The sequence below is a fragment of the Burkholderia sp. B10 genome, from assembly GCF_004368385.1.
GTDB lineage: Bacteria > Pseudomonadota > Gammaproteobacteria > Burkholderiales > Burkholderiaceae > Burkholderia > Burkholderia vietnamiensis.
This window is the reverse complement of sequence record NZ_PQMX01000010.1, coordinates 60,934-76,435: the sequence shown is the minus strand read 5'-3', so window position 1 is coordinate 76,435 and position 15,502 is coordinate 60,934. Positions and strand designations below refer to the sequence as shown.

At 66.5% G+C, this 15,502-nt stretch carries 14 protein-coding genes; 7 read left to right on the top strand and 7 right to left on the bottom strand.

Annotated features, from left to right (window positions below):
* Nucleotides 1–35: 35 nt before the first annotated feature.
* The 3 genes from lspA to C3Y15_RS07820 form a co-directional block, all read right to left on the bottom strand.
* The gene (lspA, locus tag C3Y15_RS07830) at nucleotides 36–536 is read right to left on the bottom strand and encodes a signal peptidase II (RefSeq protein WP_011885775.1); all 501 of its coding nucleotides are present in this window, start codon (nucleotides 534–536) and stop codon (nucleotides 36–38) included.
* A 2-nt stretch (nucleotides 537–538) separates the two neighbouring features.
* Entirely contained in the window at nucleotides 539–3,376 is a 2,838-nt protein-coding gene (gene ileS, locus C3Y15_RS07825; protein WP_034192629.1) for an isoleucine--tRNA ligase, read from the bottom strand.
* Between the two features lie 102 nt (nucleotides 3,377–3,478).
* Nucleotides 3,479–4,471, bottom strand: coding sequence for a bifunctional riboflavin kinase/FAD synthetase (locus C3Y15_RS07820; protein ID WP_011885773.1), 993 nt, complete (start codon nucleotides 4,469–4,471; stop codon nucleotides 3,479–3,481).
* 122 nt (nucleotides 4,472–4,593) lie between these two features.
* Between C3Y15_RS07820 and purN the strand changes: the two genes are divergently transcribed.
* The 6 genes from purN to nadC all read left to right on the top strand — a co-directional run bounded on the left by purN (nucleotide 4,594) and on the right by nadC (nucleotide 11,638).
* Nucleotides 4,594–5,256: a phosphoribosylglycinamide formyltransferase gene (gene purN, locus C3Y15_RS07815; protein WP_011885772.1), complete on the top strand. Its 663-nt coding sequence runs from the start codon at nucleotides 4,594–4,596 to the stop codon at nucleotides 5,254–5,256.
* On the top strand, nucleotides 5,253–6,515 hold the full coding sequence (locus tag C3Y15_RS07810; RefSeq protein WP_011885771.1) for an RsmB/NOP family class I SAM-dependent RNA methyltransferase: 1,263 nt from the start codon (nucleotides 5,253–5,255) through the stop codon (nucleotides 6,513–6,515). Before purN ends, C3Y15_RS07810 begins: the two co-directional genes overlap by 4 nt.
* Nucleotides 6,516–6,533: 18 nt before the next feature.
* Complete coding sequence (locus C3Y15_RS07805) at nucleotides 6,534–7,925, top strand: mechanosensitive ion channel domain-containing protein (RefSeq protein ID WP_011885770.1); 1,392 nt, start codon at nucleotides 6,534–6,536, stop codon at nucleotides 7,923–7,925.
* 219 nt (nucleotides 7,926–8,144) lie between these two features.
* Nucleotides 8,145–9,341 carry an acyl-CoA desaturase gene (locus C3Y15_RS07800; protein WP_069246302.1) on the top strand — a complete coding sequence of 399 codons (1,197 nt, stop codon included), beginning with the start codon at nucleotides 8,145–8,147 and terminating at the stop codon, nucleotides 9,339–9,341.
* Between the two features lie 282 nt (nucleotides 9,342–9,623).
* Nucleotides 9,624–10,760: a quinolinate synthase NadA gene (gene nadA, locus C3Y15_RS07790; protein WP_014723490.1), complete on the top strand. Its 1,137-nt coding sequence runs from the start codon at nucleotides 9,624–9,626 to the stop codon at nucleotides 10,758–10,760.
* Nucleotides 10,757–11,638 (top strand): carboxylating nicotinate-nucleotide diphosphorylase, encoded by an 882-nt coding sequence (nadC, locus tag C3Y15_RS07785; RefSeq protein ID WP_045578847.1) that lies wholly within the window; start codon nucleotides 10,757–10,759, stop codon nucleotides 11,636–11,638. The genes nadA and nadC overlap by 4 nt, the downstream gene beginning before the upstream one ends.
* A 78-nt stretch (nucleotides 11,639–11,716) precedes the next feature.
* Here the strand turns inward: nadC and nadB are convergent, their stop codons facing one another.
* From nadB to radC, 4 genes are all read right to left on the bottom strand, one after another.
* Nucleotides 11,717–13,303 carry an L-aspartate oxidase gene (gene nadB, locus C3Y15_RS07780; RefSeq protein WP_011885766.1) on the bottom strand — a complete coding sequence of 529 codons (1,587 nt, stop codon included), beginning with the start codon at nucleotides 13,301–13,303 and terminating at the stop codon, nucleotides 11,717–11,719.
* Between the two features lie 172 nt (nucleotides 13,304–13,475).
* A complete protein-coding gene (rpmG, locus tag C3Y15_RS07775) occupies nucleotides 13,476–13,643 on the bottom strand; it encodes a 50S ribosomal protein L33 (protein ID WP_006478046.1) in 168 nt (55 codons plus the stop codon).
* A 17-nt stretch (nucleotides 13,644–13,660) separates the two neighbouring features.
* Complete coding sequence (gene rpmB, locus C3Y15_RS07770) at nucleotides 13,661–13,894, bottom strand: 50S ribosomal protein L28 (protein WP_004186391.1); 234 nt, start codon at nucleotides 13,892–13,894, stop codon at nucleotides 13,661–13,663.
* Between the two features lie 239 nt (nucleotides 13,895–14,133).
* On the bottom strand, nucleotides 14,134–14,910 hold the full coding sequence (gene radC, locus C3Y15_RS07765; RefSeq protein ID WP_060044839.1) for a DNA repair protein RadC: 777 nt from the start codon (nucleotides 14,908–14,910) through the stop codon (nucleotides 14,134–14,136).
* A gap of 135 nt (nucleotides 14,911–15,045) precedes the next feature.
* On the opposite strand from radC, the gene C3Y15_RS07760 reads away from it, so the two are divergent.
* Complete coding sequence (locus C3Y15_RS07760; protein WP_059455004.1) at nucleotides 15,046–15,501, top strand: peptidylprolyl isomerase; 456 nt, start codon at nucleotides 15,046–15,048, stop codon at nucleotides 15,499–15,501.
* The last annotated feature ends 1 nt before the right edge of the window (nucleotide 15,502 follow it).

The window sequence follows — 15,502 nt, the reverse complement described above, 5'->3', positions numbered from 1 at the left end:
GCGTGAAGCCGGCCGTCGACACGGAGTATGCGCGCTCAGCGCGTGCCGCGCACGCGACGCAGTTCGTCGTAGATCAGCAGCACCGCGCCGACCGTGATCGCGGAATCGGCGAGGTTGAACGCCGGGAAATGCCAGCCGCCGAGATGGAAATCGAGAAAGTCGATCACGTGGCCGTACAGCAACCGGTCGATCACGTTGCCGAGCGCGCCGCCGAGGATCAGCGCGAGCGACAGGCTGAACAGCCGCTGCTGGCCGTGCCGGCGCAACAGGTAGCAGATCACCAGCGTCGCGCCGATGCCGAGCGCGGTGAACGCCCAGCGCTGCCAGCCGCTCGCGGTCGACAGGAAGCCGAACGCGGCGCCGCGGTTGTACACCAGCACGAGATTGAAGAACGACGTCAGCGCATGCTGCGCGCCGTACGCGAACGTTTTCAGGATCGCGATCTTCGACAGCTGGTCGAACAGGATCACGATCAGCGAAATGCCGAGCCAGGGCGCGAGCGCGCCGCTGGCCGGTTTCGACAGGGTTTTCGCCATGGTTACGCAGCGCTCCGGATTTCGCCGTTTTCAAACAGGTTCGAGAAGCAGCGGCCGCACAGCGTCGGATGCTCGGCGTGCGCGCCCACGTCTTCACGGTAGTGCCAGCAGCGTTCGCACTTCTGGTACTTCGACGCCGCGACGTCGACGCTTTCGTGCGCTTCGTCGTCGACCTTCACGACGCTTGCCGCCGACGTGATCAGCACGAACCTCAGATCGTCGCCGAGGCTCGTGAGCGCGTCGTAGCGCGCGCCGCTCGCGTGCACGGCCACTTCGGCCTGCAGCGACGAGCCGATGCGATTGGCGGTGCGGGCTTCCTCGAGCGCCTTCGTCACGTTGCCGCGCACGTCGCGCAGCAGCGCCCACTTCTCGATCAGCGCGGCCGCGCCGGCGACTTCCGGATACGCGTAGTACGTCTCCGTGAACACGGTGTCGCTCGCCGGCTGGAACACCTTCCATGCCTCTTCCGCGGTGAACGACAGGAACGGCGCGAGCACGCGCAGCAGCCCCTGCGTCAGATGGTAGAGCGCCGTCTGCGCGGAGCGGCGCGCGCGCGAATCGGCCGCGCTCGTGTACAGCCGGTCCTTCAGCACGTCGAGGTAGAAGCCGCCGAGATCTTCCGAGCAGTACGTCTGCAGCTTCGCGACGACCGGATGGAACTCGTACTTCTCGTAGTGGCCGAGCAGCTCGGTCTGCAGCTGCGCGGAGAACGCGACCGCATAACGGTCGATCTCGAGCCATTCGTCGACCGGCACCGCGTGCTGCGCGAAATCGAAGTCCGACAGGTTCGCGAGCAGGAAGCGCAGCGTGTTGCGGATGCGGCGGTAGCCTTCCGTCACGCGCTTGAGGATCTCTTCGGAGATCGCCAGTTCGCCCGAATAGTCGGTCGACGCGATCCACAGCCGGATGATTTCCGCGCCGAGGCGGTTCGCGACTTCATGCGGATCGATGCCGTTGCCGAGCGACTTGCTCATCTTGCGGCCTTCGCCGTCGACCGTGAAGCCGTGCGTGAGCAGCCCCTTGTACGGCGCGCGGCCGTCGATCATCGACGCGGTCAGCAGCGACGAGTGGAACCAGCCGCGATGCTGGTCCGAGCCTTCGAGGTAGAGGTCGGCCGGGAACTGCAGCTGATCCTTGTGCGACCCGCGCAGCACGTGCCAGTGCGTCGTGCCCGAGTCGAACCACACGTCGAGCGTGTCGCGGTTCTTCTCGTAGAGGTTCGCGTCGTCGCCGATCAGCTCGCGCGGGTCGAGCGACTGCCACGCCTCGATGCCCGACTGCTCGACGCGCTTCGCGACTTCCTCGAGCAGCTCGAGCGTGCGCGGATGCAGCTCGCCGGTTTCCTTGTGCACGAAGAACGCCATCGGCACGCCCCATTGGCGCTGGCGCGACAGCGTCCAGTCGGGACGGTTCGCGATCATGCTGAACAGCCGCTGCTTGCCCCACGACGGGTAGAACGCGGTCGCGTCGATGCCTTCGAGCGCCGTTTCGCGCAGCGTCTTGCCGCCGGCGTGCGGCGTCACGTCCATGCCGGCGAACCACTGCGACGTCGCGCGGTAGATGATCGGCGTCTTGTGGCGCCAGCAGTGCATGTAGCTGTGCGTGTACTTCTCGCTGCGCAGCAGCGAGCCGGCCGCGCGCAGCGCCTCGACGACCTTCGGGTTTGCATCCCAGATCGACAGGCCGCCGAACAGCGGCAGCGATTCGATGTAGCGGCCGTCGCCCATCACCGGGTTGATGATGTCGGAGTCGGTCATCCCGTGCGACTTGCACGAGACGAAGTCTTCGATGCCGTACGCGGGCGACGAATGGACCACGCCGGTACCGGTGTCGGTCGTCACGTAGTCGCCGAGGTAGACGGGCGCGGTGCGCTTGTAGCCGGGGTGGGCCGAGGCGAGCGGATGGTGGAAGCGCAGGTTCGCGAGCTTCACGCCCGGCGCGGTCGCGACGATGCGGCCGGTCAGCTTGAAGTCGGCCATGCAGGCTTCGACGCGCTCCTCGGCGATGATCAGCAGCCCGCGCTCGGTGTCGACCAGCGCATAGACGATCTCGGGATGGAGGTTCAGCGCCTGGTTCGCCGGGATCGTCCACGGCGTGGTGGTCCAGATCACGATGCCGCCGTCGGCGCGCGGCAGCGCCGGCAGGCCGAACGCCTGTGCGGTCTTTTCCGGCTCCGCGAACGCGAACATCACGTCGATCGTCGGGTCGGTGCGGTCCTTGTACTCGACTTCCGCCTCGGCGAGCGCCGAGCCGCAGTCGAAGCACCAGTTCACCGGCTTGAGCCCGCGGTACACGTAGCCCTTCTCGATGATCTTGCCGAGCGCGCGGATCTCTTCCGCCTCGTTCACGAAGTTCATCGTCTTGTACGGATTGGCCCAGTCGCCGAGCACGCCGAGGCGCTTGAAGCCGACCTTCTGCTTCTCGATCTGCTCGGTCGCGTACGCGCGCGCCTTGCTCATCACTTCGGCGGCCGGCAGCGACTTGCCGAACTGCTTTTCGATCTGGATCTCGATCGGCATCCCGTGGCAATCCCAGCCGGGCACGTACGGCGCGTCGAAGCCGGCCATGTTGCGCGACTTCACGACGATGTCCTTCAGGATCTTGTTGACCGCGTGACCGAGGTGGATGTCGCCGTTCGCATACGGCGGGCCGTCGTGCAGGATGAACTTCGGCCGGCCCTTGCTGGCCGCGCGGATTTTCTCGTAGATGCCGCGCTCTTCCCACTCCTTCACCCACTGCGGCTCGCGCTTGGGCAGATCGCCGCGCATCGGGAACGGCGTGTCGAGCAGGTTGACCGGATACTTGGCCTGCGGTTTCGAATCGGCTTTCTTGTTGCTCATGGTGGGATCGCTATCTAAATCGGGGGACGCTCGAGCGTCGTGAATCGGGGATGCGCGCGGTTCGGCGGCGCGAGGGTGCGGCGCGCGGCGCCGCCGTCCGGATCAGCTAATTCGGTCGGTCGCCGACGTCGAGAAGCCGGTCGCGCGGCTGCCCGGTGCGCGTGCGCGCTCCACGAAATACGCGCGCGCGTTCGCGACGTCGAGCGCGATCGCGCGCGACAGCGCCTCGAGATCGTCGTATTTGGCCTCGTCGCGCAGCTTCTTCAGGAATTCGACGCGGATCAGCTTGCCGTACGCGTCGCCATGCCAGTCGAGCAGGTGGACTTCGAGCAGCACGCGGCCGGAATCGTCGACGGTCGGGCGCACGCCAAGGCTCGCGACGCCCGGCAGCGGCGCCGGCCCGAGGCCGTGCACCTGCACGACGAAGATGCCGGCGAGCGCCGGCCGCTTGTGCGCGATCGGCAGGTTCAGCGTCGGGAAGCCGAGGTCGCGGCCGAGCTTCAGCCCGTGCGCGACGTGGCCGCTGATCGCGTAGCCGTGGCCGAGCGCCTGCGCGGCCGCGTCGAGATCGCCGGCGGCGAGCGCCGCGCGCACGCCGGAGCTCGAAATGCGCGTGCCGTCGCTGCCGGCCACCGTGTCCATCTGCTCGACCTCGAAGCCGTGCAGCTCGCCGGCGGCCTTCAGCGTGTCGAAGGTGCCCGCGCGCTTCGCGCCGTAGCAGAAATCGTCGCCGACCATCATCCAGCGCGTGTGCAGGCCGCCGACCAGCGTGCGTTCGACGAACGCCTGCGGCGACTGGCTCGCGAACGTGTGGTTGAAGTGCTCGACGACGACGCGATCGACGCCGTGCTCGCGCAGCGCCTCGAGCTTGTCGCGCAGCATCGCGATGCGCGGCGGCGCGCCGGCCGGGTTGAAGAACTCGCGCGGATGCGGCTCGAAGGTCATCACGCACACGGGCAGCCCACGCGCGTCCGCTGCCGCGCGCACGCGCGCGAGCAAGGCCTGGTGGCCGCGATGGACACCGTCGAAGTTGCCGATCGTCAGCGCGCAGGGCGCGCGGCTCTCGGCGTTGGGCAGGCCGCGGAAGACTTTCACGATAGCGGATGCAGCGTCGGGGAATGAGCGGTGGAATGCCGCAAAGCAGAAGATTATAAACGTTCGGGCGGCCTGGCGGCCGAGAAGGCAGGAAACGCGGGGGCGAATGGTAAAATTCGCGGATGAAAAAACTCGTGATCCTGATTTCCGGTCGCGGCAGCAACATGGAGGCCATCGTCCGCGCGTGCGCGCAGGAACGCTGGCCGGCCCAGGTCGCCGCCGTGATCGCCAACCGGCCCGACGCGGCCGGCCTGGCTTTTGCCGCGTCGCACGGCGTGGCGACCGCGGTGGTCGACCATCGCGCCTTCGACGGCCGCGACAGCTTCGACGCGGCGCTCGCCGCCGAAATCGACCGCTTCGCGCCCGATCTCGTCGTGCTGGCCGGCTTCATGCGCATTCTCACCCCCGATTTCGTCAGACGATATGAGGGTCGGCTGCTGAACATCCATCCGTCGCTCCTGCCGAGCTTCAAGGGCGTGCACACGCATCAGCAGGCGCTGGACGCCGGCGTCGCGCTGCACGGCGTGACCGTGCATTTCGTCAGCCCCGAACTCGACAGCGGCGCGATCGTCGCGCAGGGCGCGGTGCCCGTGCTGGCCGGCGACGACGCCGCGGCGCTCGCGCAGCGCGTGCTGGCGGTCGAGCACGTGCTGTATCCGCGTGCGGTGCGCTGGTTCGTCGAAGGCAGCCTGCGCCTCGAGAACGGCCGGGCAGTGGTGGCGCCGCAAGAGGCGCGCTGGATTTTCGCGGATCAACCGCATACCGAAACGAGCGAGGGCGTATGAAGCTGCACGGATTTCTGATTGGCCAGACCGAGACCTTGCTGGCGGAGGTGCTCAAGTTCGCCGGCCCGGCCGACGCGACCACGAGCCGGTTCTTCCGCGCGCACCCGAAGCTCGGCCATGCCGAGCGCGGCGTGATCGCCGAGGCGGTGTTCGCGGTGCTGCGCCGCAAGATGGAGTTTTCGCACCTCGCCGAAAGCGGCACGGGCAGCCCCGCGCGGCGCCTGACGCTGCTGGGCCTGATGCAGACGCTCGGCCGCAACGCGCTGAAGCCGTTCGTGTCGGACAACGAGGCCGCGTGGCTCGAGCACGTGTCGAAGATCGACCCGGCGAGCCTGCCGGTGCGCGTGCGCACGAACCTGCCGGACTGGATCTACCAGGCGCTGTCGGCGCGTTTCGATGCCGACGAGCTCGCGCAGCTCGCCGCCGCGCTGAACTACCCGGCGCCGCTCGACCTGCGCGCCAACGTGCAGAAGGCGACGCGCGACCAGGTGATCGACGCGCTGCGCGCGAACGGTATCGAGGCGGGCGCGACGCCGTTCGCGCCGAACGGCGTGCGCGTGGTCGGCAAGCCGGCGCTCACGCGCCTGAAGCTGTTCGAGGAAGGCCAGATCGAAGTGCAGGACGAGGGCAGCCAGCTGCTGTGCTCGCTGGTCGCGCCGCGTCGCGGCGAGATGGTCGTCGATTTCTGCGCGGGCGCCGGCGGAAAGACGCTCGCGCTCGGCGCGATGATGCGTTCGACCGGGCGCCTGTACGCGTTCGACGTGTCGGAAAAGCGTCTCGCGAAGCTCAAGCCGCGCCTCGCGCGCAGCGGGCTGTCGAACGTGAACCCGGTGTTGATCGACAGCGAGCACGATGCGAAGATCAAGCGGCTCGCCGGCAAGATCGACCGCGTGCTGGTCGACGCGCCGTGCAGCGGGCTCGGCACGCTGCGCCGTAATCCCGACCTGAAGTGGCGTCAGACGCGCACGTCGATCGACGAGCTCGCGCCGAAGCAGGCGTCGATCCTCGCGAGCGCCGCGCGGCTCGTGAAGAAGGGCGGCCGGCTCGTGTACGCGACCTGCAGCGTGCTGGACGCGGAGAACGAGGCGATCGTCGAGCAGTTCCTGGCCGATCACCCCGACTTCGTGCTCGTGCCCGCGCAGAAGGTGCTGGCCGACCAGCGCATCGAGCTCGATACCGGCGACTACCTGTCGCTGTGGCCGCATCGCCACGCGACCGACGGCTTCTTCGCCGCGGTGCTCGAGCGGCGTGCGCAGTAACGACGGCGGGCCGGCATGATGGAGAGTCTGCAGAGCCGTCTGCTGTCGCACCGGCTGGCGTCGGTGATTCGCGATTTCCACCAGCCGGTGATGATCTGGCAGGCGGCGATCCTCGTCGGCGCGCTGTGCTTCGCGTGGCTCGCCGCGCGCTTCGCGCACGCGCGCATCGACGCGCGCCGCCGGGCGGCCGGCCGTGCGCCCGGCGCGGGCGCGCAGAGCCTGCAGCGTGCGCTGTTTCCGCTGTTCGGCGGGGTGTTCGTCGGCATCGCGGAGCTCGGCTTCGAGCCGTTCATGTCGACGTCGCTGCTGTCGCTCGCGCTGGTGCCGCTGTTCGGCATCGGCTTGATCTACGTGCTGTTCTTCTTCGCGCGGCGCGTGTTCGCGCGCGACGGACACACGCATGCGTGGCTGTCGATCGTCGAGAAGATCGTGTCGAGCGTCGTTTGGGTCGCGATGGTGCTGACCGTGCTCGGCATCCAGCGCGACGTGCTCGGCTGGCTCGACAGCGTGCAGTTTCGCGTCGCGAACGCGCATCTGACGCTGCTGTCGGTGATCTCCGGCGCGCTGTGGGTCTGCGTGACGCTGATGGTCGCAATGTGGCTCGGCTCGGTGCTGGAGGAGCGTCTTGCGCGCGCGACCACGCTCGACGCGAACCTGAAGGTCGTGATGTCGCGCGTCGGCCGCGCGCTGCTGGTGTTCGCGGCGGTCCTGATCGGCCTGTCGCTGGTCGGCATCGACGTGACCGTGCTCGGCGTGTTCGGCGGCGCGCTCGGCGTCGGCCTCGGCTTCGGCTTGCAGAAGATCGCCAGCAACTACGTATCGGGCTTCATCATCCTGCTCGATCGTTCGCTGCGGCTCGGCGATGCGATCAGCGTCGGCGGCCTGCAAGGCGTCGTCACGCAGATCCGCACGCGTTATACGGTCGTGCGCGGGCTGGACGGCAACGAGACGCTGATTCCGAACGAAAAACTGATCACGGACGTCGTGCAGAACCAGTCGTCGTACCTGACGCGCGGCTACGCGAAGCTCGCGGTACAGGTCGCCTACACGAGCGACGTCGAGCAGGCACTCGCCTTGCTGGCAGAGGCTGCGCAGGGCGTGCCGCGCGTGCTCGACGAACCGGCGCCGACGCCGTATCTGGTCGGCTTCGGGGCGGACGGGATCGACCTCGAGCTGGGTTTCTGGATCGAGGATTCGGCGAAGGGCACGTCGGGCGTGCGTTCGGCCGTGAATCGCAACATCTGGCGGCTGTTCACCGAGCACGGCATCTCGATCCCGTTTCCGCAGCGGGAAGTGCGCGTGGTCGGGCTGCCGGAAGGTTTTGGTTTTGGCGCGACCGGCGTGGTGGCGGAAGGCTCGCCGGTTTCGGCCGATGCCAGCGCCCCGGCCGGGCATGCGTCGGCGGCGTAGCGCGGCGGGCGCTGCGAGTCTGACGCAGCGGCGGCCACAACCGGATCGTTGGCCGTCACCGGTCCGGAGGTGGACTATCGTCGTTGCGTCATGACAAGAAAATATTCATTTTTTACAAAGACTTGGAACGGTTGAAGTAAAATTCCGGTCTACACGCGGTATGCTTTCATTTTTCTGACGTCGGCTTGGCCGGCATCGCTCTCACCACAGGTAACTGCCTTGTTGAATTCCCTGCTCGATTTTCTTTCCCACGGGCTTCTGCGCTTTTCGTGGTGGCAGGTCGCGCTGTTCGCGCTGGCCGTCACGCACGTGACGATCATCGGCGTGACGGTGTATCTGCACCGCTGCCAGGCGCACCGCGCGCTGGAGCTGCATCCGATCGCCAGCCACTTCTTCCGCGTATGGCTGTGGATGACGACCGGCATGCTGACGGGTCAGTGGGCCGCGATCCACCGCAAGCATCACGCGAAGTGCGAAACCGAGGAAGACCCGCACAGCCCGCAGACGCGCGGCATCTGGAAGGTATTCCTCGAAGGCGCCGAGCTGTATCGCGCCGAAGCGAAGAACGAGGAGACGATGCGCAAGTTCAGTCACGGCACGCCGAACGACTGGATCGAGCGCAACGTGTACTCGAAGTATCCGATCCTCGGCGTGAGCCTGATGATGGTGATCGACGTCGCGCTGTTCGGCGTGCTCGGTCTGACCGTGTGGGCCGTGCAGATGGTCTGGATCCCGTTCTGGGCCGCCGGTGTCGTGAACGGTTTCGGCCACTTCTGGGGCTACCGCAACTTCAACTCGGCCGATGCGAGCACGAACCTGTTCCCGTGGGGCATCGTGATCGGTGGCGAAGAGCTGCACAACAACCACCACACGTTCGCGACGTCGGCGAAGCTGTCGAACAAGTGGTACGAGTTCGACATCGGCTGGATGTACATCCGCATCATGTCGGCATTCAGCCTCGCGAAGGTGAAGAAGATCGCGCCGACGCCGCGCCTGAACAAACCGAAGACGGTGCTCGACCAGGAAACGCTGCAGGCCGTGCTGTCGAACCGCTACGAAGTGATGGCGCGCTACGGCAAGGCCGTCAAGCGTGCGTACCGTCAGGAGCTTGCGCATCTGAAGGAGCTCGGTTCGCGTGACAAGTACCAGCTGATGCGCGGCGCGCGCAAGTGGTTCCACAAGGATGCCGACGGTCTCGACGAGCCGCAGAAGAAGCTGCTCCCGGAGATTTTCGCGAACAGCCAGAAGTTGCATACGTACTACCAGCTGCGCCAGGATCTGGCTGCGATCTGGGATCGCTCTACCGCATCGCGAGAACAGCTGCTCGCGCAATTGCAGGATTGGTGCCATCGCGCGGAACAAAGCGGCATCAAGTCGCTGCAGGAATTTGCGACGCGCCTGCGTCGCTACGCCTGATTCGAAATCGATTAGAATCTTAGGACGTCACAAACCCCGCGCTGGCGGGGTTTTTTCTTTTGGGCCGACGTTTTGTCCAGGTCGGATGAAGGCGGCGGAATAGGGTTGAAACTTCGGGCGTCCGGGAAGTGTGGAGTTCACGTAGGCGCTGAAGCGCCAAGGTGGGCCGACCGCAAAGCATGGGGCCTTCGTAAGCGCTGAAGCGCCAACGTGGGTCGACCGCGAAGCATGGGACCCACGTAAGCGCTAAAGCGCTAACGTGGGTCGACAGGAGATATGGAGATGGAATCGACGATCAAAGCCGTCGAGTACGACCGACCGGTCTCGGCCGGGACCGTCTGTAGCGTCGGGCAAGCATGGGCCAAAGTGCCCGATGCACCGTCCGCCGAAGAGCGCGCCGCTCTCAAGGCACGCATCAAGACGCTGCTCGCACGCGAAAAGGCCGTGCTGGTCGCCCACTATTACGTGGACGCCGAACTGCAGGAACTGGCCGACGAAACCGGCGGATGCGTCGCCGATTCGCTCGAAATGGCCCGCTTCGGCCGCGACCACGACGCACAAACGCTCGTCGTCGCCGGCGTGCGCTTCATGGGCGAAACCGCGAAGATCCTCAGCCCCGGCAAGCGCGTGCTGATGCCCGATCTCGACGCCACCTGCTCGCTCGACCTCGGCTGTCCGGCCGACGAATTCTCCGCGTTCTGCGACGCCCATCCCGATCGCACCGTCGTCGTCTATGCGAACACCAGCGCCGCCGTGAAAGCGCGCGCGGACTGGATGGTCACGTCGTCGATCGGCCTCGAGATCGTCGCCGACCTGCACGCACGCGGCGAAAAGATCATCTGGGCGCCGGACCGCCATCTCGGCAGCTATATCCAGAAGAAAACCGGCGCCGACATGCTGCTGTGGCAAGGCTCGTGCCTCGTGCACGACGAATTCAAAGGGATCGAGCTCGACTTGCTGCGCGCCGAATACCCGGACGCGAAGGTGCTCGTGCACCCCGAGTCGCCGGAAAACGTCGTCGCGCAGGCGGACGTCGTCGGTTCGACGACGCAGTTGATCGACGCCGCGGTGAAGCTCGACGCGACGCACTTCATCGTCGCGACCGATCTCGGCATCCTGCACAAGATGCAGCTCGCCGCACCGGGCAAGACCTTCATCGCCGCGCCGACGGCAGGCAACAGCGCAACCTGCAAGAGCTGCGCGCATTGCCCGTGGATGGCCATGAACGGCCTCGCGAACCTCGCCGACGTGCTCGAGCGCGGCCACAACGAGATCTTCGTCGATCCGGTGATCGCCGCGCGTGCGCGCGTGCCGATCGACCGGATGCTCGATTTCGCAGCGGCCCACAAGAAGCGCGTGCAGGCGAGCGGCGATCTGCAGCGCGATCAGCAACTGTTCGCGAACGTGGGGGCGGCATGAGCGACGCGGTATCCCCGCTGTTCGACAGCGTCCGTGTGCAATACGGCGCGGCATTCGACGAAGCGATCGCGCGCAACGTCGCCGACGCGATTGCCGAAGACGTCGGCGCCGGCGACCAGACCGGACGCCTCGTGCCGGCCGACGAGCGGCGGCGCGCGCGCATCATCGTCCGCGAGGAAGCGGTACTGTGCGGCGTGCCGTGGTTCGAGGCCGTGATCGCGCGCATCGATCCGTCGATCGTCGTGCAGTGGCGCTATCGCGAAGGCGACCGGATGACGGCCGACTCGACCGTCTGCGAGCTCGACGGGCCGGCGCGTGCGCTGCTCACCGCCGAGCGCAACGGCTTGAACTTCCTGCAGTTGCTGTCGGGCGTCGCGACGGCGACGCGCCGTTACGTCGATCGTGTCGAAGGCACGCGCGCGAAGATCCTCGATACGCGCAAGACGCTGCCGGGCCTGCGGCTCGCGCAGAAGTACGCGGTGCGCGTCGGCGGCGGCGAGAACCAGCGGCTCGCGCTGTACGACGGGATTCTGATCAAGGAAAACCACATCGCGGCGGCCGGCGGAGTGGGCGAGGCGCTCGACGCCGCGTTCGCGCTGAACGCCGGCGTGCCGGTGCAGATCGAGGTCGAGACGCTCGCGCAGCTCGACACGGCGCTCGCCCATGGCGCGCAGTCGGTGCTGCTCGACAACTTCACGCTCGACATGATGCGCGAGGCCGTGCGCGTCGCGGCCGGCAAGGCGGTGCTCGAAGTGTCGGGCGGCGTCAATTTCGATACGGTGCGCACGTTCGCGGAGACGGGCGTGGACCGCATCTCGATCGGCGCGCTGACGAAGGACGTGCGCGCAACGGACTATTCGATGCGCATCGTCGACTGAGCCCGACCTGTCGTCCGATATGAAAAGGCCGCCGGCGCTTGCACGCCGGCGGCTTTTTTTTGCGACCTGCGTAGCCGCTCAGCGGCGCGAGCGCGGCGTGAGCACGCTCGGCAGCGCCTTCGGCAGCGTGTGCGGCCAGTCGCGGCTGAAGTGCAGCCCGCGGCTTTCGCGGCGCGAATACGCGCTCTTCACGATCAGCGTCGCGACATCGACGAGATTGCGCAGTTCGAGCAGATCGCGCGTCACGCGGAAGTTCGCGTAATACTCCTGGATCTCGTCGCGCAGCAGCGACAGCCGGTGCTTCGCGCGTTCCAGGCGCTTGTCGGTGCGCACGATGCCGACGTAATTCCACATCAGGCGGCGCAGTTCGTCCCAGTTGTGCGCGACGACGACTTCCTCGTCCGCATCGGACACGCGGCTTTCGTCCCATGCGGGCAGCTCGGCCGGCGTCTGGGTGTCGAAGCCCGCCGCCTCGATCGCCTCGGCGGCCGCGCGGCCGATCACGAGACATTCGAGCAGCGAGTTGCTCGCGAGCCGGTTGGCGCCGTGCAGCCCGGTGTACGACGTTTCGCCGACCGCATACAGGCCGGTGAGGTCGGTGCGTCCGGCGAGGTCGGTGACGACGCCGCCGCACGTGTAGTGCGCGGCCGGCACGACCGGAATCGGCTGCTTCGCGATGTCGATGCCGAATTCGAGGCAGCGCGCGTAGATCGTCGGGAAGTGCTCGCGCAGGAACGCCTCCGGCTGATGGCTGATGTCGAGATACACGCAGTCGATGCCGCGCTTCTTGATTTCGAAGTCGATCGCGCGCGCGACGATGTCGCGCGGCGCCAGCTCGGCGCGCGGATCGTGCGCGGGCATGAAGCGCGTGCCGTCGGGCAGTTTCAGCAGGCCGCCTTCGCCGCGCACGGCTTCCGAAATCAGGAACGACTTCGCATACGGATGGAACAGGCAGGTCGGATGGAACTGGATGAACTCCATGTTCGACACGCGGCAGCCTGCGCGCCACGCCATCGCGATACCGTCGCCGGTCGCGGTGTCGGGATTGGTCGTGTACAGATAGACCTTGCCGGCGCCACCGGTGGCGAGCACCGTGTGCGGCGCCTCGATGGTGATCGTGCGGTCGTTGTCGACGTCGAGCGCGTACAACCCGTGACAGCGCCGGCCGGGCAGGCCGAGCCGGTCCGACGTGATCAGGTCGATCGCGTGGTGGTTCTCGAAGAACGTGATGTTCGGATGCTGGCGTGCGCGCTCGGACAGCGTCGCGAGCACCGCATGGCCGGTCGCGTCGGCCGCGTGGATGATCCGGCGGTGGCTATGGCCGCCTTCGCGCGTGAGGTGGAAGCCGAGTTCGGCCGCGTCGTCCTTCGTGAACGGCACGCCGTGGGAGATCAGCCATTCGATCGCTTCTCGGCCGTGCTCGACGATGTAGCGCGTCGCGCCTTCGTCGCATAGCCCGCCGCCGGCGACGAGCGTGTCGTCGACATGATTCTCGATGCTGTCCGCCGAGTCGAGCACGGCGGCGATGCCGCCTTGTGCGTAGTCGCTGGCGCCTTCCATCATCGATCGTTTCGCGATCAGCGCGACGCGCCGCGTGCTGGCCAGATTCAGCGCGACCGACAGCCCTGCCAGGCCGCTGCCGACGATCGCCACATCGAATTTCATGCTATCTCCATCGTTACGCTTCAGGTCTCGTGCGCTCCGTCGGCCGTCGCGACGGAAAGGGGAGAGCATACCGCGTCGGGCTTGCATGTGCGTGCGGAAACGTGCGTGCAAAACGAAAAGCCCCGCATGTGCGGGGCTTCTCGGTCGCCGTCAGGCTGCAGAAACCAGGAGATTACTTGATCTTGGTTTCTTTGTATTCCACATGCTTGCGGACGACGGGATCGAACTTCTTGATCGCCATCTTTTCCGGCATGTTGCGCTTGTTCTTCGTGGTCGTGTAGAAATGACCCGTACCAGCGGTCGACTCGAGCTTGATCTTGTCGCGTGCGCCTTTTGCCATGATTGTGCTCCTTGGGCTTAGGCTTCGCCGCGTGCGCGCAGGTCAGCGAGCACGGAATCGATGCCGTTCTTGTCGATCAGGCGCAGGCCGGCGTTCGAAACGCGCAGGCGCACCCAGCGGTTTTCGCTCTCTACCCAGAACCGGCGGTTTTGCAGGTTCGGCAGGAAGCGGCGCTTCGTCTTGTTGTTGGCGTGGGAAACGTTGTTGCCGCTCATCGGCGCTTTCCCAGTTACTTGGCATACGCGTGCCATGAGAGCACTCCTAATACGCTAAATTCGGGGTTCGATCGCCGGTGAAGGTTCTCATCGCACCGCCACGTGATCCATGGCTGCACTCAGAACGCCGAAGCCCTTACAGACAAGGCCCTTCGATGGCTAGAACTGGTTGGAAAAAAGACAGACGGCGATTCTAGCAGAAAAAGTTCAGAAAAATCAAACCTAATTTCGCGTTGCCGTCGCGGCGACCCGCAAACGGTTCGCCGGGCCACAGTCTACAGCCAACCGGCGCGTGCGAAGGAAAATGTATCGGCCGTGCCGACCACGACGTGATCGAGCAGCTTCGCGTCGACGAGCGCGAGCGCCTCGTGCAGCACGCGCGTGAGCCGACGGTCTTCCGCGCTCGGCTGCACGGCGCCCGACGGATGATTGTGCGCGATGATCAGCGACGCGGCATTGAGCATCAGCGCGCGCCGCACGATTTCGCGCGGATAGACGGCCATCCGCGTGAGCGAGCCGCGCGCGCTTTCCTCGACCTCGATGAGGCCGTGCCGCGCATCCAGATACAGCGTGACGAACACTTCGTACGGGCGCATGCCGATCCTGAGCCGCAGATAGTCCTCCACCGCGCCGGGCGAGTCGATCGGCATCCGCCTGCGCGCCTTCTCGACCAGCGCGCGCCGCGTGATCTCGGTCACGGCGATCAGCACCGCGGCGCGCGCGTCGCCGATGCCGGGATGCGTGGTGAATACGCCGGGCTGCGCATCGAGCATGTCGCGCAGTGAGTCGCCGAACCGGGCGAGCAGGGCGCGCGCGCTGTCGAACACGTCGCGGCCGCCGCCGCCAGTGCCGAGCAGCAGCGCGACCAGTTCCGCGTCGGTCAGCGCGGCCGGCCCGCGTTCGAGCAGCCGCTCGCGCGGCAGGTGCGGCTTCCAGTTCCGCGCGCGCCGCTTGCGCGGCCACTCGATGGCGACCCGGTGGGCCGGAGCGGGCGCGGGGTCCGCGAGGTCGCGACATTCCGTCGCCGGGGCGACGACGCAGGATGAAGGCATGTTCGAAACTCCAATGGCGGCGGGCGCGGGCGCGACGTCGTCGCACTTTCAGCCTTGCGCGCGAAGGTGACTTACAATATTGACTTTGCGCCGGGCCTTGCGGCCCGTTCGGGCGCCGACGAACACGAGTCATTCATGAGCCTCATCGATCTATCCGAAGTGAAGCCCGGTTCCCATGTCACGCTGCATTACCGGCTTGCGCTGGCCGACGGCGCCGACATCGTCAACACCTTTTCCGACAAGCCAGCCACGCTGCTGCTCGGCGCTGGACAACTGGCGCCGTCGCTGGAACAGATTCTGCTCGGGCTGCGGGTCGGCGACCATTCGACTTTTCAGCTAACGCCGGAGCAAGGGTTCGGTCCCCGCAATCCCGACATGCTGCAGCGCGTGACGCTGTCGACGCTGCGTGAGAACGGCATGGTCGGCGAAGACTTCACGCCGGGCGACCTGATCGAATTCAACGCGCCGGACGGCGGCCGCTATGCAGGTGTGCTGAAGGAAGTCAGCGAAACCTCGGCCCTGTTCGATTTCAATCATCCGCTCGCGGGCCAAGCGCTCACGTTCGAAGTGAAAATCATCGGAATTCTGTAAC